At 70.9% G+C, this 23614-nt stretch carries 17 protein-coding genes and 1 pseudogene; 6 read left to right on the forward strand and 12 right to left on the reverse strand.

The window, feature by feature from the left end:
- Window positions 1-46: 46 nt before the first annotated feature.
- The 5 genes from prcA to arc all read right to left on the reverse strand — a co-directional run bounded on the left by prcA (window position 47) and on the right by arc (window position 6082).
- Complete coding sequence (prcA, locus tag MUU72_RS08335) at window positions 47-931, reverse strand: proteasome subunit alpha (protein ID WP_248012509.1); 885 nt, start codon at window positions 929-931, stop codon at window positions 47-49.
- A gap of 69 nt (window positions 932-1000) precedes the next feature.
- On the reverse strand, window positions 1001-1846 hold the full coding sequence (prcB, locus tag MUU72_RS08340; RefSeq protein WP_248012510.1) for a proteasome subunit beta: 846 nt from the start codon (window positions 1844-1846) through the stop codon (window positions 1001-1003).
- Window positions 1847-2121: 275 nt separating this feature from the next.
- Window positions 2122-2340: a ubiquitin-like protein Pup gene (locus MUU72_RS08345; RefSeq protein ID WP_248012511.1), complete on the reverse strand. Its 219-nt coding sequence runs from the start codon at window positions 2338-2340 to the stop codon at window positions 2122-2124.
- 188 nt (window positions 2341-2528) lie between these two features.
- Window positions 2529-4040 (reverse strand): depupylase/deamidase Dop, encoded by a 1512-nt coding sequence (dop, locus tag MUU72_RS08350; protein WP_248012512.1) that lies wholly within the window; start codon window positions 4038-4040, stop codon window positions 2529-2531.
- Between the two features lie 275 nt (window positions 4041-4315).
- The gene (gene arc / locus MUU72_RS08355; RefSeq protein ID WP_248012513.1) at window positions 4316-6082 is read right to left on the reverse strand and encodes a proteasome ATPase; all 1767 of its coding nucleotides are present in this window, start codon (window positions 6080-6082) and stop codon (window positions 4316-4318) included.
- A 249-nt stretch (window positions 6083-6331) separates the two neighbouring features.
- On the opposite strand from arc, the gene MUU72_RS08360 reads away from it, so the two are divergent.
- Window positions 6332-6625 carry a ferredoxin gene (locus MUU72_RS08360; RefSeq protein WP_248012514.1) on the forward strand — a complete coding sequence of 98 codons (294 nt, stop codon included), beginning with the start codon at window positions 6332-6334 and terminating at the stop codon, window positions 6623-6625.
- 91 nt (window positions 6626-6716) lie between these two features.
- Here the strand turns inward: MUU72_RS08360 and MUU72_RS08365 are convergent, their stop codons facing one another.
- The 3 genes from MUU72_RS08365 to MUU72_RS08375 all read right to left on the reverse strand — a co-directional run bounded on the left by MUU72_RS08365 (window position 6717) and on the right by MUU72_RS08375 (window position 9873).
- Window positions 6717-7298 carry a hypothetical protein gene (locus MUU72_RS08365; RefSeq protein ID WP_248012515.1) on the reverse strand — a complete coding sequence of 194 codons (582 nt, stop codon included), beginning with the start codon at window positions 7296-7298 and terminating at the stop codon, window positions 6717-6719.
- Window positions 7299-7515: 217 nt separating this feature from the next.
- Entirely contained in the window at window positions 7516-8475 is a 960-nt protein-coding gene (locus tag MUU72_RS08370) for a tRNA (adenine-N1)-methyltransferase (protein ID WP_248012516.1), read from the reverse strand.
- A 57-nt stretch (window positions 8476-8532) separates the two neighbouring features.
- Window positions 8533-9873 (reverse strand): site-2 protease family protein, encoded by a 1341-nt coding sequence (locus tag MUU72_RS08375; protein ID WP_248012517.1) that lies wholly within the window; start codon window positions 9871-9873, stop codon window positions 8533-8535.
- A gap of 193 nt (window positions 9874-10066) precedes the next feature.
- Between MUU72_RS08375 and MUU72_RS08380 the strand changes: the two genes are divergently transcribed.
- Together MUU72_RS08380 and MUU72_RS08385 are read left to right on the forward strand one after the other, a co-directional pair.
- Window positions 10067-11047, forward strand: coding sequence for a RecB family exonuclease (locus MUU72_RS08380; RefSeq protein ID WP_372503035.1), 981 nt, complete (start codon window positions 10067-10069; stop codon window positions 11045-11047).
- Between the two features lie 174 nt (window positions 11048-11221).
- A complete protein-coding gene (locus tag MUU72_RS08385; RefSeq protein ID WP_066975498.1) occupies window positions 11222-11893 on the forward strand; it encodes a response regulator in 672 nt (223 codons plus the stop codon).
- A 20-nt stretch (window positions 11894-11913) separates the two neighbouring features.
- On the opposite strand, the pseudogene MUU72_RS08390 reads toward MUU72_RS08385, so the two are convergent.
- From MUU72_RS08390 to metH, 4 genes and pseudogenes are all read right to left on the reverse strand, one after another.
- Window positions 11914-13497, reverse strand: a pseudogene (locus tag MUU72_RS08390) (ABC transporter substrate-binding protein); the annotation flags it as partial.
- An 87-nt stretch (window positions 13498-13584) separates the two neighbouring features.
- On the reverse strand, window positions 13585-15192 hold the full coding sequence (locus tag MUU72_RS08395; protein ID WP_248012518.1) for an ABC transporter substrate-binding protein: 1608 nt from the start codon (window positions 15190-15192) through the stop codon (window positions 13585-13587).
- A 361-nt stretch (window positions 15193-15553) separates the two neighbouring features.
- On the reverse strand, window positions 15554-16267 hold the full coding sequence (locus tag MUU72_RS08400) for an HAD family hydrolase (protein WP_248012519.1): 714 nt from the start codon (window positions 16265-16267) through the stop codon (window positions 15554-15556).
- Window positions 16268-16474: 207 nt separating this feature from the next.
- Complete coding sequence (gene metH, locus MUU72_RS08405; protein ID WP_248012520.1) at window positions 16475-19984, reverse strand: methionine synthase; 3510 nt, start codon at window positions 19982-19984, stop codon at window positions 16475-16477.
- 238 nt (window positions 19985-20222) lie between these two features.
- Between metH and MUU72_RS08410 the strand changes: the two genes are divergently transcribed.
- From MUU72_RS08410 to glpK, 3 genes are all read left to right on the forward strand, one after another.
- Window positions 20223-20987 carry an IclR family transcriptional regulator gene (locus tag MUU72_RS08410; RefSeq protein WP_248012521.1) on the forward strand — a complete coding sequence of 255 codons (765 nt, stop codon included), beginning with the start codon at window positions 20223-20225 and terminating at the stop codon, window positions 20985-20987.
- Window positions 20988-21214: 227 nt separating this feature from the next.
- Window positions 21215-22003, forward strand: a complete 789-nt coding sequence (locus MUU72_RS08415) for an MIP/aquaporin family protein (protein WP_248012522.1) — start codon at window positions 21215-21217, stop codon at window positions 22001-22003.
- A 52-nt stretch (window positions 22004-22055) separates the two neighbouring features.
- Window positions 22056-23612, forward strand: a complete 1557-nt coding sequence (gene glpK / locus MUU72_RS08420; RefSeq protein WP_248012523.1) for a glycerol kinase GlpK — start codon at window positions 22056-22058, stop codon at window positions 23610-23612.
- Window positions 23613-23614: the final 2 nt, after the last annotated feature.

A 23614-nucleotide genomic window follows, 5' to 3' on the forward strand; every position in this document is an offset into this window, starting at 1 on the left:
GGCGGCCGGCCCGGAAGCGGTGCGGTATGCGCGGGGTGCGCGGCGCTCAGTCCGTGCCGGCGTCCTCCGGGCCCGCGGACGTGTCCTTGCCGGAGCCCTTGCCGGAGTCCTTCCCGCCCTCCTTGCCGCCCTCCGCCGCGGCCTCCGGGCCGGTCGTCCCGCCGGCGGTACCGGCCTCCGCGGCCTCCCCCGCGTCCTGGCCGGGCCCGCCCTCCGCCTTGTCCTCAGCGGTCTGCTCGTCCAGCAGCCGGGACAGCTGCCGCCCCAGGATGCGCTTGAACTTCCGCTTCTGCGGGCGCGTCCGGTCCAGCACCGCGACTTCGAGGTGCTCGGCGGTCAGCGTCCGCTCCGCGCCGTTGGTGTCCCGGGAGAGCGATTCCACCGCCAGCCGCAGCGCCTCGGCCAGGGACATCCCGTCCCGGTGCCGCTGGTCGAGGTAGCTGCTGATCTGGTCGGCGTTGCCGCCCACCGCGACCGAGCCGTGCTCGTCCACGATGGAGCCGTCGTGCGGCAGCCGGTAGATCTGGTCGTCCTCGGGGCCGTTGCCCACCTCGGCGACGATCAGCTCGACCTCGTAGGGCTTCTCGGCCGCGCTGGAGAAGATGGTGCCCAGCGTCTGGGCGTAGACGTTGGCCAGCCCGCGCGCGGTCACGTCCTCCCGGTCGTAGGTGTAGCCGCGCAGATCGGCGTAGCGGACGCCGCCGATCCGGAGGTTCTCGAACTCGTTGTACTTGCCGACCGCCGCGAAGGCGATCCGGTCGTAGATCTCGCTGACCTTGTGCAGGGCGCGGGAGGGATTCTCGGCGACGAAGAGCACGCCGTCGGTGTATTGCAGCACCACGACGCTGCGGCCGCGCGCGATGCCCTTGCGGGCGTACTCGGCACGGTCGGCCATGGCCTGCTGGGGTGAGACATAGAACGGCGTCGACACCGGCTATCCGTCCCTTCCTGTCAAAAACTCTCTCGCTGTCGGGGGGCGCACCACGGAACTTCCGTCCCGTCAGAGCAGCGCGGCGCGCGGGCCGTCGGGCTGGTCGAGACGGCGCTCGTGCACGGCGCGGGCGATCTCCGAGACCTCGGCCTCGGTCAGCTTCCGGAAGCCCTCTTCGGTGATCACCGTGACGATGGGGTAGATCCGCCGTGCCATGTCCGGCCCGCCGGTCGCCGAGTCGTCGTCGGCGGCGTCGTAGAGCGCCTGGACGACGGCGGTGGCGGCCTGATGCTCCGTGAAGTCCTCCCGGAAGAGCTTCTTCAGGGCGCTGCGCGCGAAGACCGAGCCGGAGCCGGTGGCCGCGAAGCCGTGCTCCTCCGACCGCCCGCCGGTGACGTCGTACGAGAAGATCCGGCCCTTCTCGCGGTCGATGTCGTAGCCGGCGAACAGCGGCACCACGGCGAGGCCCTGCATGGCCATGCCGAGGTTGCTGCGGATCATCGTGGAGAGGCGGTTCGCCTTGCCCTCCAGGGAGAGTTGCGCCCCCTCGACCTTCTCGAAGTGCTCCAGCTCCAGCTGGAACAGCTTGACCATCTCCACCGCGAGGCCGGCCGTGCCCGCGATGCCCACCGCGGAGTACTCGTCGGCCGGGAAGACCTTCTCGATGTCGCGCTGCGCGATGACGTTGCCCATCGTGGCGCGGCGGTCGCCGGCGAGCACCACACCGCCGGGGAACGAGGCCGCCACGATGGTCGTGCCGTGCGGCGCCTCGACGGCCCCCTGCACCGGCGGCAGCGGGCGGTTGCCCGGCAGCAGCTCGGGGACGTGCGCCCCGAGGAAATCCATGAACGACGAGGAGCCAGGCGTCAGGAAGGCAGCTGGCAGACGCCCGGTGCTTCGGGTGTTGGCTTCCACACGTTTCCTTCCGGATACTCGGCCGCCCGCCGTCAGGCACGCCGGCCGATCCTTGAATGGGCCCAGGGCTGCAACGCAGCCGGAGCGGAGTACGCCTCGGACCCTACCCGCCCCGGAGCCGTGATCCACATGCCGGGACCCGGCATCGCGCGCTTCCGTGCGGCCGCCCGTGACGGAGCCCGATGACACCGGCCGGGCGCGGGCGTGCGGCAGTCCGCTGCGGACCGCACACCGCGCCCGGCCGCGGGCGTCAGCGAGGAACGCCCGTGGTGCCCTTACTGCCCGCCCTTTTGGACGAAGGAGCGCACGAAGTCCTCGGCGTTCTCCTCCAGCACGTCGTCGATTTCGTCCAGGACGGAATCCACGTCGTCGGAGAGCTTCTCCTGCCGCTCCTTGAGGTCGTCCGAGACCTGCGCGTCCTGGGCCTGCTCCTCGACCTCTTCGGTGGACCGGGTGGCCCGCTGCTGTCCGCCGCCGCTGTCCTTGGTCGCCATATCCCTCACCCCGCTCGGTTTGCCCCGCTCGATGTGACCTTCAAGATCCGACCCTACAAGCAGGGTCCGACATCGGCCCTGCACTTCCTGTAACGCCCGGGAGTCACCTCCATGATTCCCGCGGCGCGCCCGTTTCAGCCGTCCAGCGGCCCCCGATCATGGCCGATCTGCCGTGCACCTGCCGTCCGTCACCGTCCGGACAACGTCCTGACCAGCTCTTCCGCCGTCCGGCAGCGGTCCAGCAGCTCCTTGACGTGCTTCCGGGTGCCGCGCAGCGGCTCCAGCGTGGGCACCCGTTGCAGAGAGTCACGGCCGGGCAGGTCGAAGATGACCGAGTCCCAGGAGGCGGCGGCCACGTCGTCGGCGTACTGCTCCAGGCAGCGGCCGCGGAAGTAGGCCCGGGTGTCCTCCGGGGGCTTCAGCTCGGCCTCCTCCACCGCCGCCTCGTCCAGCAGCCGCTTCATCCGGCCGCGGGCCACCAGGCGGTTGTAGAGGCCCTTCTCGGGGCGCACGTCGGCGTACTGGAGGTCGATGAGGTGCAGCCGGGCGGCGTCCCAGTCCAGGCCGTCCCGGCGACGGTAGCCCTCCATCAGCTCGCGCTTGGCGACCCAGTCCAGCTCGCCGGCCAGGCTCATCGGGTCGTTCTCCAGCCGCCCCAGCACGTCCTCCCAGCGGGTGAGCACGTCCCGGGTCTGCTCGTCGGCGTCCGCGCCGTAACGGTCCTCCACGTACTTCCTGGCCAGCTCGAAGTACTCCATCTGGAGTTGCACCGCGGTCAGTGTCCGGCCGCTGCGGAGCGTGATCAGGTGCTGGAGCGAGGGGTCGTGGGAGACCTGGTGCAGGGTGCGGACGGGTTGGTCGACGGCGAGGTCGACGGCGATGAAGCCGTCCTCGATCATCGACAGCACCAGCGAGGTGGTGCCCAGCTTCAGGTACGTCGAGAGCTCGGAGAGGTTGGCGTCCCCGATGATCACGTGCAGCCGGCGGTACTTCTCGGCGTCCGCGTGCGGTTCGTCGCGGGTGTTGATGATGGGCCGTTTGAGCGTCGTCTCCAGCCCGACCTCCACCTCGAAGTAGTCGGCGCGCTGGCTGAGCTGGAAGCCGTGCTCGGTGCCGTCCTGGCCGATCCCGACCCGTCCGGCACCGGTGACCACCTGCCGGGAGACGAAGAAGGGGGTCAGGTGGCGCACGATGTCCGAGAACGGGGTCTCCCGCTTCATCAGGTAGTTCTCGTGCGTCCCGTAGGAGGCGCCCTTGTTGTCGGTGTTGTTCTTGTAGAGGTGGATCGGCTGGGCGCCGGGGACCTGGGCCGCGCGCTCGGCGGCCTCGGCCATGATCCGCTCACCGGCCTTGTCCCACAGGACAGCGTCCCGCGGATTGGTGACCTCCGGGGCGCTGTACTCCGGGTGCGCGTGGTCGACGTAGAGCCTGGCGCCGTTGGTCAGGATGACGTTGGCCAGGCCGATGTCCTCGTCCGTGAGCTGGCTGGAGTCGGCGGCCTCGCGGGCGAGGTCGAAGCCGCGGGCGTCCCGCAGCGGGTTCTCCTCCTCGAAATCCCAGCGGGCACGGCGTGCCCGGTGCATCGCGGCCGCGTAGGCGTTGACGACCTGGGACGAGGTGAGCATGGCATTGGCGTTCGGGTGGCCGGGGACGGAGATCCCGTACTCCGTCTCGATTCCCATTACTCGCCGTACGGTCATGCGGCCCTCCTTGCCCGGCGGCGCCCCCGGATGGGGCAGGCGCTCGAAAACCGCTGCGCTTCCGGTCCGTGTGCGTTCCCCGCGTCCGCACAGCGAGACGCAGCGGTACCGAAGAGCCTAGAACGCCTTTGCGGCGCTGGGGAGATCATTACAGTCATTGCTCCAGTCCGGTTTTCCCTGGTCCGTCGCCGGCCCGCCGGGGCGGTCCGCGCGCCCCCGGAAAAGCGTCCGGCTGCGGACGCCCCGTGCAGGACATCCGCAGCCGGAGAGCGGTGTTACAGGTATTGGCCGGTATTCGCCACCGTGTCGATGGACCGACCGGTGTCGGCGCCCTGCTTTCCGGTGACGAGGGTGCGGATGTAGACGATCCGCTCACCCTTCTTTCCGGAGATCCGGGCCCAGTCGTCGGGGTTGGTGGTGTTCGGCAGGTCCTCGTTCTCCTTGAACTCGTCCACGCATGCCTGGAGGAGGTGGGAGACCCGCAGACCCTTCTGGTTGTGCTCCAGGAAAGCCTTGATGGCCATCTTCTTCGCACGTCCGACGATGTTTTCGATCATCGCGCCGGAGTTGAAGTCCTTGAAGTAGAGGACTTCCTTGTCACCATTGGCGTAGGTGACCTCCAGGAAGCGGTTTTCCTCGGATTCCGCGTACATCTGCTCGACGACCGACTGGATCATTCCGCTGACCGCCGCCTTGCGGGAATTTCCGTGCTCGGCGAGATCATCGGAGTGCAGCGGGAGATTTTCCGTGAGGTACTTCGAGAAGATGTCCTTGGCGGCCTCCGCGTCCGGACGCTCGATCTTGATCTTCACGTCGAGGCGGCCGGGGCGCAGGATCGCGGGGTCGATCATGTCCTCGCGGTTGGAGGCGCCGATCACGATCACGTTCTCCAGGCCCTCGACACCGTCGATCTCGGAGAGCAGCTGGGGGACGATGGTGTTCTCCACGTCCGAGCTGACCCCGGAGCCGCGGGTGCGGAAGAGGGAGTCCATCTCGTCGAAGAAGACGATGACGGGGGTGCCCTCGCTGGCCTTCTCCCGGGCCCGCTGGAAGACCAGGCGGATGTGCCGCTCGGTCTCGCCGACGTACTTGTTGAGCAGCTCGGGGCCCTTGATGTTCAGGAAGAAGCTCTTCCCGGCGGGCTGCCCGGTGACCTCGGCGACCTTCTTGGCAAGGGAGTTGGCGACCGCCTTGGCGATGAGGGTCTTGCCGCAGCCGGGCGGGCCGTAGAGCAAGACGCCCTTGGGCGGGCGGAGTTCGTGCTCCTTGAAGAGGTCGGGGTAGAGGTAGGGGAGCTCGACCGCGTCCCGGATCTGCTCGATCTGGCCGCCCAGACCGCCGATCTTGGTGTAGTCGATGTCCGGGACCTCTTCGAGGACCAGCTCCTCGACCTCGCTCTTGGGGATGACCTCGTAGACGTAGCCGGAGCGGGAGTCCAGGAGCAGGGCGTCGCCGGGGCGGATGGTGATGTCCAGCAGCGGCTCGGCGAGCCGCACCACCCGCTCCTCGTCGGTGTGCCCGATGACCAGCGCGCGCTCGCCGTCCTCCAGGACCTCCTTGAGGGTGACGATGTCGCCGGCGGACTCGAACTCCATCGCCGCGACCACGTTGAGTGCTTCGTTGAGCATCACCTCTTGGCCGCGCCGGAGGTCCTCGGCCTCGACGCTGGGGCTGACGTTCACCCGGAGCTTGCGGCCCCCGGTGAAGATGTCGACGGTGCCGTCCTCGTTCGCCTGTAGGAAGACACCGAAGCCGGCCGGCGGCTGCGCGAGCCGGTCGACCTCCTCCTTGAGCGCGACGATCTGGTCGCGGGCCTCGCGGAGCGTATTGGCGAGGCGTTCGTTCTGGGCGGACACGCCGGCCAGGTTGGTCTGCAGCTCGACGATCCGCTCTTCGAGAATCCTCGTGTGCCGCGGAGAGTCGGCGAGCTTGCGTCGCAGGACGGCGATCTCCTGCTCAAGATAGGCAACCTGACCGGCTGGATCTTCAGACCCGCGCCCCGGCCGGATGCCGCGGTTGATGTCGTCGTCGTGGGCTGCCACGGTCCTCACCTCCTCCAAGGAGCTGGACGCTTCCTGACCCTACCTGGGCCGGTGCAGGTTGAAACCCCTAGATCGAAAAGACTGTCGGGGTGTGTCTGATCTTCACCCTTGCGCACGTCCTCACCTCAGGGGAATACCCACCCAACAACATCGGAAAGCGAGCGGTTGTATCGTCGAGTCGGTCAACACCCGTCAGGGCTGGCGCCACTTAGACAAAAACGGTTCACGTACGCAGGAACGGCAGGCGAGATGACCGCGCAGGACGAAGCACCGGAGCTGGAAGTCTGGATCGACCAGGACCTGTGCACCGGGGACGGCATCTGCGCGCAGTACGCGCCGGAGGTCTTCGAGCTGGACATCGACGGCCTGGCCTATGTGAAGAGCCCCGATGACGAGCTGCTCCAGGAGAAGGGGGCGGCAACGCCCGTCCCGCTGCCGCTCCTCGCCGACGTGCGGGACTCCGCCAAGGAGTGCCCCGGCGACTGCATCCACGTGCGCCGGATCTCCGACCTCGTGGAGGTCTACGGCCCGGACGCGGAGTGATCGCGGCCGCTGACCGGCGGTGGACGCCGCGCGGACGGAGCGTAGGCGCGGCGTAGCGCGGGCGCCGGACGCGGGCACCGCGGGCGACGGATCAGGCACCCTCGGTTGCCGTAGTGGCGGGGAGTTCGCTCTGGACGAACTTCCCGCCCTGCCATTGCCACTTGAGGGTCTTGTGCACGTCCGGGAGGTAGCGCGGCACGGCGGGCGAGGAATAGCCCTGGACGGTCGCGGAGACCGTCCGGCCGTCGAGGGCCAGGCCCTGGACCGAGAGCCGCCGATCGGGCGCCAGGAGCGTCGCCACGATGCGCGGCGGGGCCTTGGGGTCGGCCGGCCGGGCGAGGACGTAGACGCCGCTGGGCGGGGAGCCGGCCTCGGTGTGGCAGCGGACCTCGGCGACGGTCTGGGTGGCGCCCGCGCCGTCGAGGTCGCCGGAGACGGTGCGGACCACGTCCAGGCGGTTGGGCCCGCAGTCGACCGGGAAGCTGACCCGGGCGGGGTCGGGCGGTGGTGCGGCGGGGGCTGCCGTGGTGGCCCCGGCGGCCGCGGCGGTGGCGCCGGCCGGCTGGAAGAAGGACGAGACCGCGATCACCGCGGAGACGGCGGTGGCGGTGGCGAGCCAGTGCATGGGGTGAGGCTGGGTGTGCAACAGGTCCTGGCCTGCCAAGGGCTGCACGTGGGGTAACTCCTGTGAGGTGCTGTGGCGGTGGGAGTGACCGGCATCGTTCCACAGGAGGGGGCGGCGCGGAACCTGCGGGGGCCCTTCTCCGCGGAGTTCTTCGCGGAGAATTCCGCGCCGGTCCGCCGGGAGAACGAAGCGGCGCCGCCGGCGGTTCCCGCTGCGGGGAACTCGTCGGCGGCGCCGGTCGGTTCGGTGGCCTGGCCGGGCGGCGTCAGCCGTGCTCGGGCGAGCCGTCGGGGCGGTCGGCCGCAGCGGCCCCCGAGGAGCCGGAGCCGGCCTTCTCCCGGCCTCCGCCGGGCCCGGTGTAGTCCTCGCCGTACGCGCCCTTGGCGGGGCGGCGGCGGCGCAGCGGGGGCTCCACGCCGTCGGCGAGCCGGCGGGCGGTGAGCAGGAAGCCGGTGTGGCCGATCATGCGGTGGTCGGGGCGGACGGCGAGGCCCTCCACGTGCCAGGTGCGGACCATGGTCTCCCAGGCCGACGGCTCGTTGAAGGTGCCGTGCTCGCGGATCGCCTCGACGGTGCGGGCCAGCTGGGTGGTGGTGGCCACGTAGGCGCAGAGGATGCCGCCGGGCACCAGCGCCTTGGAGACGGCCTCCAGGCACTCCCAGGGGGCGAGCATGTCCAGGATGACCCGGTCGACGTCGGTGTCGGAGAGGTTGTCCTGGAGGTCGCCGACGGTGAGCGTCCAGGCGGGGTGCGGGCCGCCGAAGTAGCGCTCGACGTTCTGGGTGGCGATCTCGGCGAAGTCGGCGCGGCGCTCGTAGGAGTGCAGCATGCCGTCGTCGCCGATGGCGCGCAGCAGGAAGCTGCTGAGCGAGCCGGAGCCCACTCCCGCCTCGACCACGCGGGCGCCGGGGAAGATGTCGGCCATCGCCAGGATCTGCCCCGCGTCCTTGGGGTAGACCACGGCGGCACCGCGGGGCATGGACAGGACGTAGTCGGGGAGCAGGGGACGCAGCGCGAGGTAAGCGACGTTTCCGGTGGTACGGACAACACTGCCCTCGGGCGCGCCGATCAGCTCGTCGTGGGGGAAGGCTCCCTTGTGGGTGTGGAAGCTCTTGCCCGCTTCGAGCGTGAAGGTGTAGTGGCGTCCCTTGGGGTCGGTGAGCTGGACCTGGTCCCCGACCTTGAAGGGCCCGCGACGGCGGGCGGCACCGGTCGGTTCGGACATGTGACCAGCCTACCGGCCGTACGGCGTCCCCCGTACCACGGGCACCGCCGGGCGGGGTCAGGACGGGCGGGCCATGGCGGCGACGAAGGCGCGTTCGACGTCGGCGGTGGACAGCACGCCGTAGATCTCGCCGGTGGGTTCGGTGACGAGGTACTCGGTGGCGGGGGTGGCCCGCAGGTGGTCCAGGAGGTCCTCGCCGGCGAGCTCGGCGGCGACCCGCATGCCGTCCTTGAGCTCCTGGGCGAGGGTGCCGACGGCGACCCAGGGGCGGCGGTGCTCGGGGATGCCCACGATGGCGCCCTCCCGGACCAGGGCGGTGGGGAAGCCCTGGCGGTCGACGACGACCAGGGCGCGGGCGCCGGCGTCGTTGGCGCGGCGGATCGCCTCGGAGAGCGGGGTGTCGTTCTCCACCGGGATGGCGCGGCGGGTGAGGGTGCGGGCGGTGAGGTCGGGGAGGCGTTCGCGGAGCCGGGCCATGCGGAGGCTGTTGCCGGCGCCGGTCCAGATGATGGCGGCGAGGATCGCGGCGAGCAGGGCGTCGGTGAGCGAGTCGGCACCGCCGATCTCCTCGGGGGCCCGGCCCAGGGCGCCGGTGTGGGTGAGCAGCGGCAGGCCGATCAGGACGGTGACGGCCAGGGCCCGGCCGACCCAGGCGGCGGCGACGGTACCGCTCATCGGCTTGCCGGTGAGCTTCCAGACCACGGCCCGCAGCATCCGGCCGCCGTCCAGGGGGAGGCCGGGGAGGAGGTTGAAGACCGCGACGATGAGGTTGGAGATCATCAGGCCGGCGAGCAGGACGCCGGGGACGGTGCCCGGCTCGACCAGGCGCATGCCCACGTAGAAGGCGCCGGCCAGGACCAGGGAGAGCAGGGGGCCCACGAAGGCCAGGACGAACTCCCGGCCGGGGCTCTCGGTCTCCTTCTCTATTTCCGAGACGCCGCCGAAGAACTGGAGCTGGATCCGGCGGACGGGGAGCTTGAAGCGGAGCGCGGCGACGGTGTGCGCGAGTTCGTGGACGAGCACCGAGGCGTAGAAGGCCACGGCGAAGAAGAGGGAGACGAGGTAGCGGGCGGCGCCGAGCTCGGGCAGCACCCGCTCCAGCTGGCCGCCGAAGACCCAGGTGATCAGGGCGGCGACCAGGAACCAGCTGGGCGCGACGTAGACGGGGACGCCGAAGGGGCGGCCCATGAGGATGCCGCCGCCCGGTGCCTTCCGGCCGGCCGCCTTGGGGTCGGGGGTCTGGGGGGGCTGGGGGGGCTCGGTCCCGTGGCCCGGGCCGCCGGGGCCCGGTGCGCCCGGGGGCGGCGCCTGGTGGCCGCCGGGGGTCCGCTCGGGCGGCCGGGGCGGCCGGTCGGGCCCGGACTCCTGGGGGTCCTGCGGCTTCCCGCTGTCGTCCACGGCGTCCCCTCGTCGAATACGGCTTCAGCACCTGCTCTGCCTGACAACTCGATCATGCAGGGCAAAGGTGCCCGACGTCGATGGTATGCGGAGGTTCCCGCCGTGATCCGCCGCGGGGCGGGCGCGGGCGCGGGCGGCGCACCGCCGGTGAGCCGTCGGCGCGTGTCAGTGGCGGGCCGTAGGGTTGCGTGGCATGGGACGGAGCACGGAGATGCCGGGGACGCCGGGGACGCCGGGGGCGACGGGGGCTACGGGGGCGACGGGGACGGACGCACCGGGCACGGGGGCGGCCGCGGAGGCGGCGGCCGGGGTGGCGGTGCCGGCCCAGGCCGGGAAGGTGCCGGCGCAGGGCGGGCCGCGGCCGCCGGAGGCGCTGTCGCCGTCGCGGGCGAGCGACTTCATGCAGTGCCCGCTGCTCTACCGCTTCCGCGTGATCGACAAGCTGCCGGAGAAGCCGAGCCCGGCGGCGACCCGGGGCACGGTGGTGCACGCGGTGCTGGAGCGGCTCTTCGACGCCCCGGCGGCGGAGCGCACGGCCGGCGGGGCCCGGGCCCTGGTGCCGGTGGAGTGGGAGAAGCTGCTGGCCCGGCGCCCCGAGCTGGCCGGGCTGTTCGAGGACGACGCGGACGGGGAGCGGCTGGGCCGCTGGCTGGCGGAGGCCGAGGCGCTGGTCGAGCGCTGGTTCACGCTGGAGGACCCCACGCGCCTGGAGCCCGCCGACCGCGAGCTGTACGTGGAGACGGTGCTGGACTCCGGGCTGCGGCTGCGCGGCTTCATCGACCGGGTCGACGTGGCGCCCACGGGCGAGGTCCGGCTGGTCGACTACAAGACCGGCAAGGCGCCGCGGCCGCAGTTCGCCGAGGGCGCGCTGTTCCAGATGAAGTTCTACGCCCTGGTGGTGTGGCGGCTGCGGGGCGTGGTGCCGCGCCGGCTCCAGCTGGTGTATCTGGGCAGCGGCGAGGTGCTGACGTACGACCCGGACGAGCGCGATCTGCGGGGCGTGGAGCGGAAGTTGCTGGCGCTGTGGGAGGCGATCCGGGCGGCGACGGAGACCGGTGACTGGCGGCCGCGGCCGACGAAGCTGTGCGGTTGGTGCGACCACCAGGCCCACTGCCCGGAATTCGGCGGCACTCCCCCGGTGTACCCGCTGCCGGTGCGGGCGGCGGAGGGCTGAGCGGCCGGGGCCCGCGGGCCCCGCGAGCGGCGGTCGCGGCCGGTACGGGCGGCGGGATGCCGGCCGGCCGGCGGCGGGGGCGGGCGGTGCCGGTGCGCCCGGGGGCCGGGGCGGGCGCGGCGCAGGGCAGAATGGAGCGGATCGAGTAGATCACGCCCCGTCGAAGGAGTGCTTGTGGCCATCCGCGTCCTGCTGGTCGACGACCAGCCCCTGCTGCGTACGGGCTTCCGGATGATCCTGGAGGCCGAGCAGGACCTGGCGGTCGTCGGTGAGGCGGGCGACGGGCTCCAGGCGCTGGAGCAGGTCCGGGCGCTCCAGCCGGACGTGGTGCTGATGGACATCCGGATGCCGCGGATGGACGGGGTCGAGGCGACCCGGCAGATCACCGGCCCGGCCAAGGACGGCCCGGCGAAGGTCCTGGTGCTGACCACCTTCGATCTGGACGAGTACGTGGTCGAGGCGCTGCGGGCCGGGGCCAGCGGCTTCCTGCTCAAGGACGCGCCGGCCCATGAGCTGGTGCAGGCGATCCGGGTGGTGGCGGCGGGCGAGGCGATGCTCGCGCCGAGCATCACCCGGCGACTGCTGGACAAGTACGCGGGGCACCTGCCGTCCGGTGAGGAGCCGGTGCCGGACACCCTGCACACGCTCACCGAGCGCGAGGTGGAGGTCCTGAAGCTGGTGGCCCGCGGATTGTCGAACGCGGAGATCGCCGCGGACCTCTTCGTCAGCGAGACCACGGTCAAGACGCACGTCGGGCACGTGCTGACGAAGCTGGGGCTGCGGGACCGGGTGCAGGCCGCGGTGTACGCGTACGAGAGCGGGCTGGTGCGGCCCGGCGCCCAGTAGGGCGGGGCGCACACGGCGGCGGACTTGCTGATCTCCCAGAAGCGGAAGACGGTCGAGGAGTCCAGCGTCCACTCCAGGCCGGAGACGCCCTGGCGGGCCACCGCGTACTGCTTGCCCTGCCAGATCGGGATGACCGGGACGTCCTTGGCGACGATGTCCTGGAGCTCGCGGAAGGCGGCCTTGGTGGCGCCGCGGTTGGGCTGGTCGGCGGTCTCGGGCAGCAGCCGGCCGGTGATCTCCGGCGAGCTGTAGTGGTTGGCCAGCACGCTGTCCTTGCCGAAGAACGGCTGGGTGAAGTTGTCCGGGTCCGGGTAGTCGGGGATCCAGCCCTTGACGTAGACGCCGTACCGGCCGGCGGCCACGCCCTGCTCGTACTCCTTGGTGGGCACGCTGCGCACCGTGGCGTCGAACAGGCCGCTGGCGTTGAGCTGTTGGGCGATCTCCCGGACGGCGGCGACGGTGCCGGGGCCGAACCGGTCCGGAGTGGCCCACAGGGTCAGCGGGACCTTGCTCTGCACTCCGGCGTCGCGCAGCGCGGCGGCGGCCCTGGCGGGCTGCGGGCGGTCCCCGTAGGTGGTGAAGAAGGCGGTGTTGTGGCCGGTGATGCCGGCCGGGACGACCGAGTAGAGCGGTTCGGCGGTGCGCTGGTAGACGTCCCGGACGAGGCTGGAGCGGTCCAGCAGGTAGGCGATGGCCTTGCGGACGCCGAGCTTGCCGGCGACCGGGTCGTTGAGGTTGAAGACCAGGTGCATGACCTCGGCGCTGCCGCCCTCGACGACCTGGGTGCCGTGCTGCTGGTGCAGGGACGCCTCGTCCAGCGCGGCGATGTCCTTCATGGCCAGACCGCGGTAGGCGACGTCCACCGCACCGCTCTCCACGGCCTTGCGCAGCGGCGCGGGGCCGGTGAAGAACTTCAGGGTCATCCCGGAGTTCTGGACCTTGGCGGGGCCCTTATAGGAGTCGTTGACGGAGAACGTGGCCTGGTCGGAGCCGTAGGAGTCGAGGGTGTAGACACCGGAGCCCACGGCCTTGCCGTCGGTGCGCAGCCGGTCGGCGGGGTAGGCGGTGTGGTCGACGATGGAGCCGGCCCCCGACGCGATCTTCATGGGGAAGGTGGCGTCGGGCGTCTTGAGGTGGAACACCACGGTCCGGGCGTCCGGGGCCTCGACGCGGTCCAGGGCGGCGAACATCACGGCCGGGCCGTTCTTGTCCTTGATGCGCTTGATGCGGTCGAAGGAGAAGGTGACGTCCTGTGAGGTGAGCTTGTCACCGTTGCTGAAGGTCAGGCCCTCCTTGAGGGTGCAGCGGTAGACCTTGCTGTCGTCGCCGCTGAAGCCGCAGCTCTCGGCGGCCTCCGGTTCGGGCGTGGTGCCGCCCTTGGGGAAGCTGAGCAGCGACTGGAAGACGTTGTTGAACAGCAGCCAGGAGCCGGGGTCGTAGCCGGAGGCTGGGTCGGTGGCCACGACCTTGTCGGTCGTGCCCATGACGACGGGCTCGCCGTGGCCGGACGACGCAGAGGTGTCCGTGCCGCACCCGGCGACCGCGAGCAGGGCCGTCGCCAGCCCCGCTCCGATCGGGGCGGCGAGCCACTGGTCACGCTTCACTCGGTGGTTCCTCACGTTCTGGTGGTGCCGGTAGGGCCGCGGCGGAGGTGCCGCGGCGGTGGTCGGTGCGGGGCGGGCGCCGGGCGGTCAGCTGGAGACGCCGCGGGCCAGCTCCCAGATCTGGAGCGCCGAGGAGGAGTTGAGGGCCCACTGGATGCCGGTGATGTTGTCGCGGGCGGCGACGTACTGCTTGCCCTGCCACAGCGGCAGGTACGGCACGTCGTCGGCGAGGATGTCCTGGGCCTGCTTGAAGTCGTCCCCGGCGGCGTTGCGGTCGGTCTGCTGGCGGGTGGCCGGGATGAGCTGGTTCTCGATCTTCTCGTTGCGGTAGGGCGAGTTGAGGAAGTTGCCCTTGCCGATGAACGGGGCGATGTAGTTGTCGGCGTCCGGGATGTCGGCGAACCAGCCCATGCCGTAGGCGGCGTACGTGCCGTGGGAGGCGTCGGTGCGGAACTGCTGCCAGCGGTCGACGCCCTTGATGCTGACGTCGAAGAGCTTGGTGCTGTTGAGCTGCTTCTGAAGCGCGGCGAACTCCCGCCCGGTGTCCGGGCCGTAGTGGTACTTGGAGTAGGTCAGGGTGAACTTCACCGGGGTGGTGATGTTCGCCTGCTCCAGGGTCCTGCGCGCGGCGGCCACGTCCGGGTCGCCGTACTTGCTGAAGAAGGAGTTGATGTGGCCGACCACGCCCTGGGGCACCAGGGAGTAGAGCGGGTCGCCGGTGTAGCCGTAGACGTCGCGGATCAGCTGGGAGCGGTTGACCACCTGCGCCATCGCCTGCCGGACGGCCTTGCTGGAGACGGCCGGGTCCTTGGTGTTGAAGGCGATGTAGCGGATCTCCTGGCCGGGCATCCCCTGCACCATCAGGTGCTTGTCCTTGGAGCTCTCCAGGCCCTTGATCTGGCTGGGCGACAGACCGCGGCCCAGCAGGTCCACGTCGCCCTTGCGGAGCGCCGCCGCCATGTCCGCCGAGTCGTCGAAGAACCGCATCTCGACCTTGTCGTTCTTCACCGTCAGCCCGCCCTTGTACTCGGGGTTCTTGGTGAAGACGGCCTTGGTGAGGCGGTCGCCGCTGTGCTCGGTCCGGAGGGTGTACGGGCCCGAACCGACGGTCTCCCAGCCCTTGTAGAGGCTGGTCCTGGGGTAGACCTGGCTGTCGACGATCGCCGCGGCGGGGGTGGCGAGCTTCTGCGGGAAGGTGGCGTCCGGCTTGGTGAGGTGGAAGACCACCTCGCGGTCGCTGGGCGTCTCGACCCGGTCGATGTCGTTGAGCAGCGACACCGGGCCGTTGGTGTAGTTGATGCTCCGCAGCCGGTCGATGGAGAACTTCACGTCCTGGGCGGTGAGCGCATGGCCGTTCGAAAACTTCAGGCCGCTGCGCAGGGTGCACCGGAACTGCTCGTTCTGGGTGTCCCGGAAGCCGCAGGACTCGGCGGCCTCCGGCACCGCGGTGGTACCGCTGCGGGGCAGCCGCATCAGCGTCTGGAAGGTGCCGCGCAGGACGTTCCAGGCGTCGACGTCGTACGCCTGCGCCGGGTCGAGCGGCGCGGGTGCCGCCTTGGTGGCCTCGATCTGCGAGGCGACGCCGACGATGATCGGCGAGCTGGCCGAGCCCGCGCCGTCGGTGCTGCCGCATGCAGCGAGAGCCGGGGCGAGAAGACCGGCCAGCGCCGGCAGCACCAAGGTCTTGCGATTCATCGTCGGCAGGTTCCTTATCAGCGCAGAGGTGTTGCTCGCGTCGAGATTAGTAGGCACCGCCAGCGGGTCATCGACGCGCGGGAGTTACAGCGTTATGCCGGTGGGATAACGGGAACAGCGTGATCGATATCCGGACGGCGGAACGTTTCGCAACGTTGCTCCACCAAACCGGACACTTACCCCCGCAGAAACCACCGGACGAACCGGCTGGAACACCACCTCGGGACCCTGTCGACGGCCCGGCACGTGAGAAACGTCACGCGCTCCGGGCGCCGGACCCGACGGAGAATTCCGCCGGGTATTCGTCACGGAAAATGAGCGGATCGCTGCCGTGAGTTCCCGGGGATTGTGTGCAGCACGCTCAGTGCACGGTCCCCCGGCTTTCCGTGATCAGGGCCTGGAGAAAAGGGAGATCCACTTCTTCCAGCGAGCCGACCACGGTCCGCCCCGGCGCGGGCGGTACGGGCGTCACGGACGGCACCGCGACCACCCGGCAGCCGGCCGCCTCCCCCGCCCGCACCCCGGTCAGGGTGTCCTCGACGACCGCGCAGCGGGCCGGGTCCACGCCCAGCCGGGCGGCGGCCGTCAGATACGGGTCCGGGTGCGGCTTGGTGCGCACCAGGTCGTCGCCGGCGACGGTCAGCCGGAAGTTCTCCGGGCCCAGGGAGCGCAGCATGTGCCCGACGACGGTGCGGTGCGAGGCGGTGACCAGCGCGGTGGGGACGCGGTGCGCGGCCAGCTCGGACAGCAGTCTGCGGGCGCCCGGCATCAGCTCCACCCCGCGGGCGATCCGGGCCGCGAACGCCGCGTTGAGCAGCGTGCTCAGCTCCGCCAGGCCGATGTCGGCGCCGGTGGCCCGGATCAGATAGCCGGCACTGCGGCTCATCGGCCCGCCGACCACGACCGTGCGGTGGCGCTCGTCGAGGGTGTGGCCGAGCGTGGCGAAGACCTCCGCCTCCGCCTCCCACCAGAAGCCCTCGGTGTCCACGAGGGTGCCGTCCAGATCGAGGAACACGGCCTGGAGGGTCGCGGCTTCGGCCGTCCGGGTGCCGACTGCGGGGATGCTGCTGGTCATCCATCCACCTCCGTGAGGACGCCCCCGTGAGGGACGAAAGGGCCGGCCGCTCCCCCCGGAACTGGGGGAACGACCGGCCGCTACCGGACCGACCAGTGTACGACCGCACCCGGCGGAGCGCCCGGGGGCGGCGCGTACCGCTACGGTGCGTGACCGCTGCCGCGCGCCCCGGGGAGGCGCCCCGGGCCCGCGGCCGCCTCCGCCGCGCTACCGCGCGTTGAAGTACTTGGCCTCCGGGTGGTGGATGACGATGGCGTCGGTGGACTGCTCCGGGTGGAGCTGGAACTCCTCGGAGAGCTGGACCCCGATCCGCTCCGGCCCGAGCAGGTCGGCGATCTTGGCGCGGTCCTCCAGGTCGGGGCAGGCGCCGTAGCCGAGGGAGAAGCGCGCACCGCGGTACTTCAGCGCGAACATGTCCTCCACGTCGGCCGGGTCCTCCCCGGCGAAGCCCAGTTCGGCGCGGACCCGGGCGTGCCAGTACTCGGCCAGCGCCTCCGCCAACTGCACGGACAGGCCGTGGAGTTCGAGGTAGTCGCGGTAGGAGTTGGCCTCGAACAGCTTCGCGGTCTCCGCGCCGATCCGCGAGCCGACGGTGACGACCTGGAGGCCCACCACATCGGTCTCGCCGGACTCCTCCGGGCGGAAGAAGTCGGCCAGGCACAGCCGGCGGCCGCGGCGCTGGCGGGGGAAGGTGAAGCGGGTCCGCTCGGTGCCGTCCTCGCCCAGCAGGATCAGGTCGTCGCCCTTGGAGACGCACGGGAAGTAGCCGTGGACGACCGCGGCCTCCAGGAGGTTCTCGGTCTGGAGCTTGTCCAGCCAGCCCCGCAGCCGCGGCCGGCCCTCGGTCTCCACCAGCTCCTCGTACGTGGGCCCCTCGCCGGTACGGGCCTGCTTCAGGCCCCACTGGCCCTTGAACAGCGCGCCCTCGTCCAGCCAGGAGGCGTAGTCGGCCAGCTGGATGCCCTTGCTGACGCGGGTGCCCCAGAACGGCGGGGTCGGGATCGGGTTGTCGGTGGCCACGTCGGAGCGGACCGCGCCCTGCTCCGGCTCGGGCTCGGTGAGCTCCACCTCGCGCCGCGGGACCCGCCGCTGCTTCAGCTCGGGCAGGGTCGCGCCGGGCACCCCGCGCTTGACGGCGATCAGGGCGTCCATCAGCCGCAGGCCCTCGAACGCGTCCCGGGCGTAGCGGACTTCGCCCTCGTAGATCTCGTGCAGGTCCTGTTCGACGTAGGCGCGGGTGAGGGCGGCGCCGCCGAGGATGACGGGGTAGTCGGCGGCCAGCTTGCGCTGGTTGAGCTCCTCGAGGTTCTCCTTCATGATCACCGTGGACTTCACCAGCAGGCCGGACATGCCGATGACGTCGGCGCGGTGCTCCTCGGCGGCCTCCAGGATCGCCGAGACCGGCTGCTTGATGCCGAGGTTGACGACGTTGTAGCCGTTGTTCGACAGGATGATGTCGACGAGGTTCTTGCCGATGTCGTGGACGTCGCCGCGGACGGTGGCCAGCACGATGGTGCCCTTGCCCTCGTCGTCGGACTTCTCCATGTGCGGCTCCAGGTACGCCACCGCGGTCTTCATGACCTCGGCGGACTGGAGCACGAACGGGAGCTGCATCTGGCCGGAGCCGAACAGCTCGCCGACCACCTTCATACCGTCCAGGAGGGTGTCGTTGACGATGTCCAGGGCCGGGCGGTCCCGGAGCGCCTCGTCGAGGTCGGCCTCCAGGCCGTTGCGCTCGCCGTCGATGATCCGGCGCTTGAGCCGCTCCTCCAGCGGGAGCGCGGCCAGTTCCTCGGCCTTGCCGGCCTTCAGTGACGTGGCGGTGGCGCCCTCGAACAGCTCCATCAGCTTCTGGAGCGGGTCGTAGCCCTCGCTGCGGCGGTCGTGGATCAGGTCCCGGGCGGCGGTGACCTGCTCCTCGTCGAAGCGGGCGATCGGCAGGATCTTGCTGGCGTGGACGATGGCGGAGTCCAGGCCGGCCTTGACGCACTCGTCCAGGAAGACGGAGTTGAGCACGATCCGGGCGGCCGGGTTGAGGCCGAAGGAGATGTTGGACAGGCCCAGGGTGGTCTGGACGTCCGGGTGGCGCTTCTTCAGCTCGCGGATGGCCTCGATGGTGGCGATGCCGTCCTTGCGGGACTCCTCCTGGCCGGTGCAGATGGTGAAGGTGAGGCAGTCGATGAGGATGTCCGACTCGTGGATGCCCCAGTTGCCGGTCAGGTCGGCGATCAGCCGCTCGGCGATCTCGACCTTCTTCTCGGCGGTGCGGGCCTGGCCCTCCTCGTCGATGGTCAGCGCGATCAGGGCCGCGCCGTGCTCGGCGGCGAGCCGGGTGACCTTGGCGAACCGCGACTCCGGGCCGTCGCCGTCCTCGTAGTTGACGGAGTTGATGACGGCGCGGCCGCCGAGCTTCTCCAGCCCGGCCCGGAGGACCTCGACTTCGGTGGAGTCCAGGACGATGGGGAGGGTGGAGGCGGTGGCGAACCGGCCGGCCAGCTCCGCCATGTCCGCCACGCCGTCCCGGCCGACGTAGTCCACGCACAGGTCGAGCATGTGCGCGCCCTCGCGGATCTGGTCGCGGGCCAGCTCCACGCAGTCGTCCCAGCGGCCCTCCAGCATGGCCTCGCGGAACTTCTTGGACCCGTTGGCGTTGGTGCGCTCGCCGATCGCCAGGTAGGAGGTGTCCTGGCGGAACGGGACGGTCTGGTAGAGGGAGGCGGCGCCCGGCTCGGGGCGCGGCTCGCGGGCCGGCGGGGTCAGGCCCCGGACCCGTTCGACGACCTGCCGCAGGTGCTCGGGGGTGGTGCCGCAGCAGCCGCCCACCAGGGACAGGCCGTACTCGGCGACGAAGGTCTCCTGGGCGTCGGCCAGCTCGGCGGCGGTGAGCGGGTAGTGGGCGCCGTCCTTGCCGAGGACCGGCAGGCCCGCGTTGGGCATGCAGGACAGCGGGATGCGGGAGTGGCGGGCGAGGTAGCGCAGGTGCTCGCTCATCTCGGCCGGGCCGGTGGCGCAGTTCAGGCCGATCATGTCGATGCCCAGCGGCTCCAGCGCCGTCAGGGCCGCGCCGATCTCCGAGCCGAGCAGCATGGTGCCGGTGGTCTCGACGGTGACCGAGCAGATGACCGGCAGGTCGGTGCCGGTGGCCGCCAGGGCGCGGCGGGCACCGAGCACGGCGGCCTTGGTCTGTAGGAGGTCCTGGGTGGTCTCGACCAGCAGCGCGTCGGCGCCGCCCTCGATCAGGCCCTCGGCGTTGCGCTGGTAGGCGTCGCGCAGGACCGGGTAGCCGACGTGGCCGAGGGTGGGGAGCTTGGTGCCCGGGCCCATGGAGCCCAGGACGTAGCGCTGCTGCCCGGTGGCGGCGGTGTACTCGTCGGCGACCTCGCGGGCGATCGCGGCACCGGCCCGCGACAGCTCGTGGATCCGGCCGGCGATGTCGTACTCGGCGAGCGCGGCGTGGTTGGCGCCGAAGGTGTTGGTCTCCACGCAGTCCACGCCGACCGCGAAGTACGCGTCGTGCACCGAGCGCACGATGTCGGGGCGGGTGACGTTGAGGATCTCGTTGCAGCCCTCCAGCTGCTCGAAGTCCTCCATGGAGGGGTCCTGCGCCTGGAGCATCGTGCCCATGGCGCCATCGGCGACCACGACGCGTGAGGCGAGCGCTTCGCGGAGTGAGGTGACGCGGGACGGGCTGGTGGACGAGGGCGTGTGCGAGGCCATGGAGGATGCTCCCGTGGTTGCGACGGCTGTCGGCTTTGCGCCCCCCTTCGAAGGGCGCACCCGGCCAGCGTAGCTTCCGGGTCGGGACACGTGTTCCCCATTCCACGGCGTGGACAGCCCGGTCGCGGCCGGATCCGGTCGGTCCTCCATGATCGGCGTGGGCCCGCCGCTCTCCCCACGGTCGGCATGGGCCGATATCGTTCAGCATTGTCGAACCGCATACTTCGGAGGTCGCCCGATGGCACGCACCATCCAGTCGCTGGAGCGAGCAGCCGCGATGCTGCGGCTGCTCGCGGGGGGCGAGCGGCGGCTGGGCCTCTCCGACATCTCCTCCTCCCTGGGGCTGGCCAAGGGCACCGCCCACGGGATCCTGCGCACCCTCCAGCAGGAGGGCTTCGTCGAGCAGGACCCGGCCTCGGGCCGCTACCAGCTGGGCGCCGAGCTGCTCCGGCTGGGCAACAGCTACCTGGACGTCCACGAGCTGCGGGCCCGCGCCCTGGTGTGGACCGACGACCTGGCCCGCTCCAGCGGGGAGAGCGTCTACCTGGGCGTCCTGCACCAGCAGGGGGTGCTGATCGTCCACCACGTCTTCCGCCCCGACGACAGCCGGCAGGTGCTGGAGGTCGGCGCGATGCAGCCGCTGCACAGCACGGCGCTGGGGAAGGTGCTGTCGGCGTACGACCCGGTGGCGCACAGCGAGGCGGTGGAGGCCGAGCGGGAGGCGTTCACGCCGCGGACCCTGACCGCGGCGGCGGACTTCGAGGCGGTGCTGGACCTCACCCGGGCCCGCGGCTGGGCCGCGGACGTGGAGGAGACCTGGGAGGGCGTGGCGTCGGTCGCCGCGCCGATCCACGACCGGCGGCGGATGCCGGTGGGCGCGGTGGGGGTCACCGGGGCGGTGGAGCGGGTGTGCCGGGAGGGCGAACTGCGGCCGGAAATCGTCGCTGCTGTGAGGGATTGCGCACGAGCCGTCTCCAGGGACCTCGGCGCAGGGCGATTCTGACCGTTTTTCACTGAAATGTTCACCTAAGTTTTTCGCCACATCACCCTTGACGAGGTCTGGGAGGTAAACAAAACTGCCGTTCGTCGGTCGGCATTGTCGAACACCTAACGGCAATAAGAGTTATGGTGAGCACTGCCGCCGGCCGACCAACGCCCTCTCGGAGGGCGCGGACCACCGGAGGGACCCGGGGTTCGCCTTCCCCTGGACGAAGGACAAAGGAGTCGCGGGTGTCCAGCTCCGACATCTTCATCAGCGAGACCATCGGTACCGCTGTTCTGGTCTTGATGGGCGGTGGCGTCTGCGCCGCCGTCACCTTCAAGCGCTCCAAGGCGTTCAACGCCGGATGGGTCGCCATCGCCTTCGGGTGGGGCTTCGCCGTCCTCACCGGTGCCTACATCGCCGCGAAGTCCGGCGCGCACCTCAACCCCGCCGTCACGGTCGGCATCGCGATCAAGGGCGGGATCCCGTGGAGCGAGGTGCCGGTGTACTTCGCCGGCGAGTTCCTCGGCGCCCTGATCGGCGCGGTCCTGGTGTGGCTGACGTACTACGGCCAGTTCCGGGCGCATCTGACCGACCCGGAGGTGCTGGCCGGTCACAACGGCGAGGAGGGTATGGTCGACCCGGCCGCCGCCCCCAAGGCCGGCCCGGTGCTCGGCATCTTCTCCACCGGCCCGGAGATCCGGCACGCGGTGCAGAACCTCGTCACCGAGATCATCGCCACCACCGTGCTCGTGCTGGCGATCCTCACCCTCGGCCTGAGCGACAACGGCAAGGGCGTGGGCGCGATCGGCACCCTGCTGGTCGCCCTGGTCGTCACCGGCCTCGGCCTGTCCCTGGGCGGCCCGACCGGCTACGCCATCAACCCGGTCCGCGACCTCGGCCCGCGTATCGTGCACGCCCTGCTGCCGCTGCCGAACAAGGGCGGCTCCGACTGGGGCTACGCCTGGATCCCGGTCGTCGGCCCGCTGATCGGCGGGGCCCTCGCCGGGGGCATCTATCAGGTGGCGTTCGCCTGACCCGCCCCGCCCGCCCCGCCTCCGCCCGCACCTCGACCTTGGAGCACACACCATGAGCGACACCCCCAGCACCTCCTCGCACGGCCACGGCCCGTTCATCGCGGCGATCGACCAGGGCACGACCTCCAGCCGCTGCATCGTCTTCGACCGGGACGGCAGAATCGTCGCGGTCGACCAGAAGGAACACGAACAAATCTTCCCCAAGCCCGGCTGGGTCGAACACGACGCCGCCGAGATCTGGACCAACGTCCAGCAGGTCGTCGAGGGCGCCCTGGAGAAGGCCGCGCAGTCCAACCCCGGACTGACCTCCGCCGACGTCAAGGCGATCGGCATCACCAACCAGCGCGAGACCACGCTGCTGTGGGACCGGAACACCGGTGAGCCGGTCCACAACGCCATCGTCTGGCAGGACACCCGCACCGACGCGCTCTGCCGGGAGCTGGGCCGCAACGTCGGCCAGGACCGCTTCCGCCGCGAGACCGGGCTGCCGCTGGCGTCCTACTTCGCCGGCCCGAAGATCCGCTGGCTGCTGGACAACGTCGAGGGGCTGCGCGAGCGCGCCGAGCGCGGCGAGATCCTCTTCGGCACCATGGACTCCTGGGTCATCTGGAACCTCACCGGTGGCGTCAACGGCGGCCGGCACGTCACCGACGTGACCAACGCCTCCCGCACGATGCTGATGAACCTCCACACCCTCCAGTGGGACGAGAAGATCCTCGCGTCGATGGACATCCCGGCCGCCGTGCTGCCGGAGATCCGCTCCTCCGCCGAGGTCTACGGCACCACCGCCGCCGGTGTGCTGGAGGGCGTCCCGGTCGCCTCCGCGCTCGGCGACCAGCAGGCCGCGCTCTTCGGCCAGACCTGCTTCGACCAGGGCGAGGCCAAGTCCACGTACGGCACCGGCACCTTCATGCTGATGAACACCGGCCACCAGCCGGTCAACTCCTACAACGGGCTGCTGACCACCGTCGGCTACCGGATCGGCGACGAGCGGCCGGTCTACGCCCTGGAGGGCTCCATCGCCGTCACCGGCTCGCTCGTCCAGTGGATGCGCGACCAGATGGGCCTCATCAACAGCGCGGCCGAGATCGAGACCCTGGCCAGCACCGTCGACGACAACGGCGGCGCGTACTTCGTCCCGGCCTTCTCCGGTCTGTTCGCCCCCTACTGGCGCTCCGACGCGCGCGGTGTCATCGCGGGCCTGACCCGCTACGTCACCAAGGCGCACATCGCCCGCGCCGTCCTGGAGGCCACCGCCTGGCAGACCCGCGAGATCACCGACGCGATGACCAAGGACTCCGGCGTCGACCTGGCCGCGCTCAAGGTCGACGGCGGGATGACCTCCAACAACCTGCTGATGCAGACCATCTCGGACTTCCTGGACGCCCCCGTGGTGCGCCCGATGGTCGCCGAGACCACCTGCCTCGGCGCTGCCTACGCGGCCGGTCTGGCCGTCGGCTTCTGGTCCAGCACCGACGAGCTGCGCGCCAACTGGCGCCGGGCCGCCGAGTGGACCCCCCGCATGGACGCGGCCACCCGTGACCGCGAGTACAAGAACTGGCTCAAGGCCGTTGAGCGGACCATGGGCTGGCTCGACGACGAGAGCTGACG

The organism is Streptomyces rhizoryzae (genome assembly GCF_023155275.1).
In the GTDB taxonomy this organism is placed as follows: Bacteria; Actinomycetota; Actinomycetes; order Streptomycetales; family Streptomycetaceae; genus Streptomyces; species Streptomyces rhizoryzae.

What these genes read in the sequence shown, in the direction of transcription:
- MUU72_RS08345 (WP_248012511.1), bottom strand. Translation starts at nt 2,340, where the DNA reads ATGGCGACCAAGGACAGCGGCGGCGGACAGCAGCGGGCCACCCGGTCC.
- dop (WP_248012512.1), bottom strand. Translation starts at nt 4,040, where the DNA reads ATGACCGTACGGCGAGTAATGGGAATCGAGACGGAGTACGGGATCTCC.
- MUU72_RS08360 (WP_248012514.1), top strand. Translation starts at nt 6,332, where the DNA reads ATGACCGCGCAGGACGAAGCACCGGAGCTGGAAGTCTGGATCGACCAG.
- MUU72_RS08370 (WP_248012516.1), bottom strand. Translation starts at nt 8,475, where the DNA reads ATGTCCGAACCGACCGGTGCCGCCCGCCGTCGCGGGCCCTTCAAGGTC.
- MUU72_RS08380 (WP_372503035.1), top strand. Translation starts at nt 10,067, where the DNA reads ATGGGACGGAGCACGGAGATGCCGGGGACGCCGGGGACGCCGGGGGCG.
- MUU72_RS08395 (WP_248012518.1), bottom strand. Translation starts at nt 15,192, where the DNA reads ATGAATCGCAAGACCTTGGTGCTGCCGGCGCTGGCCGGTCTTCTCGCC.
- MUU72_RS08400 (WP_248012519.1), bottom strand. Translation starts at nt 16,267, where the DNA reads ATGACCAGCAGCATCCCCGCAGTCGGCACCCGGACGGCCGAAGCCGCG.
- metH (WP_248012520.1), bottom strand. Translation starts at nt 19,984, where the DNA reads ATGGCCTCGCACACGCCCTCGTCCACCAGCCCGTCCCGCGTCACCTCA.
- MUU72_RS08410 (WP_248012521.1), top strand. Translation starts at nt 20,223, where the DNA reads ATGGCACGCACCATCCAGTCGCTGGAGCGAGCAGCCGCGATGCTGCGG.
- glpK (WP_248012523.1), top strand. Translation starts at nt 22,056, where the DNA reads ATGAGCGACACCCCCAGCACCTCCTCGCACGGCCACGGCCCGTTCATC.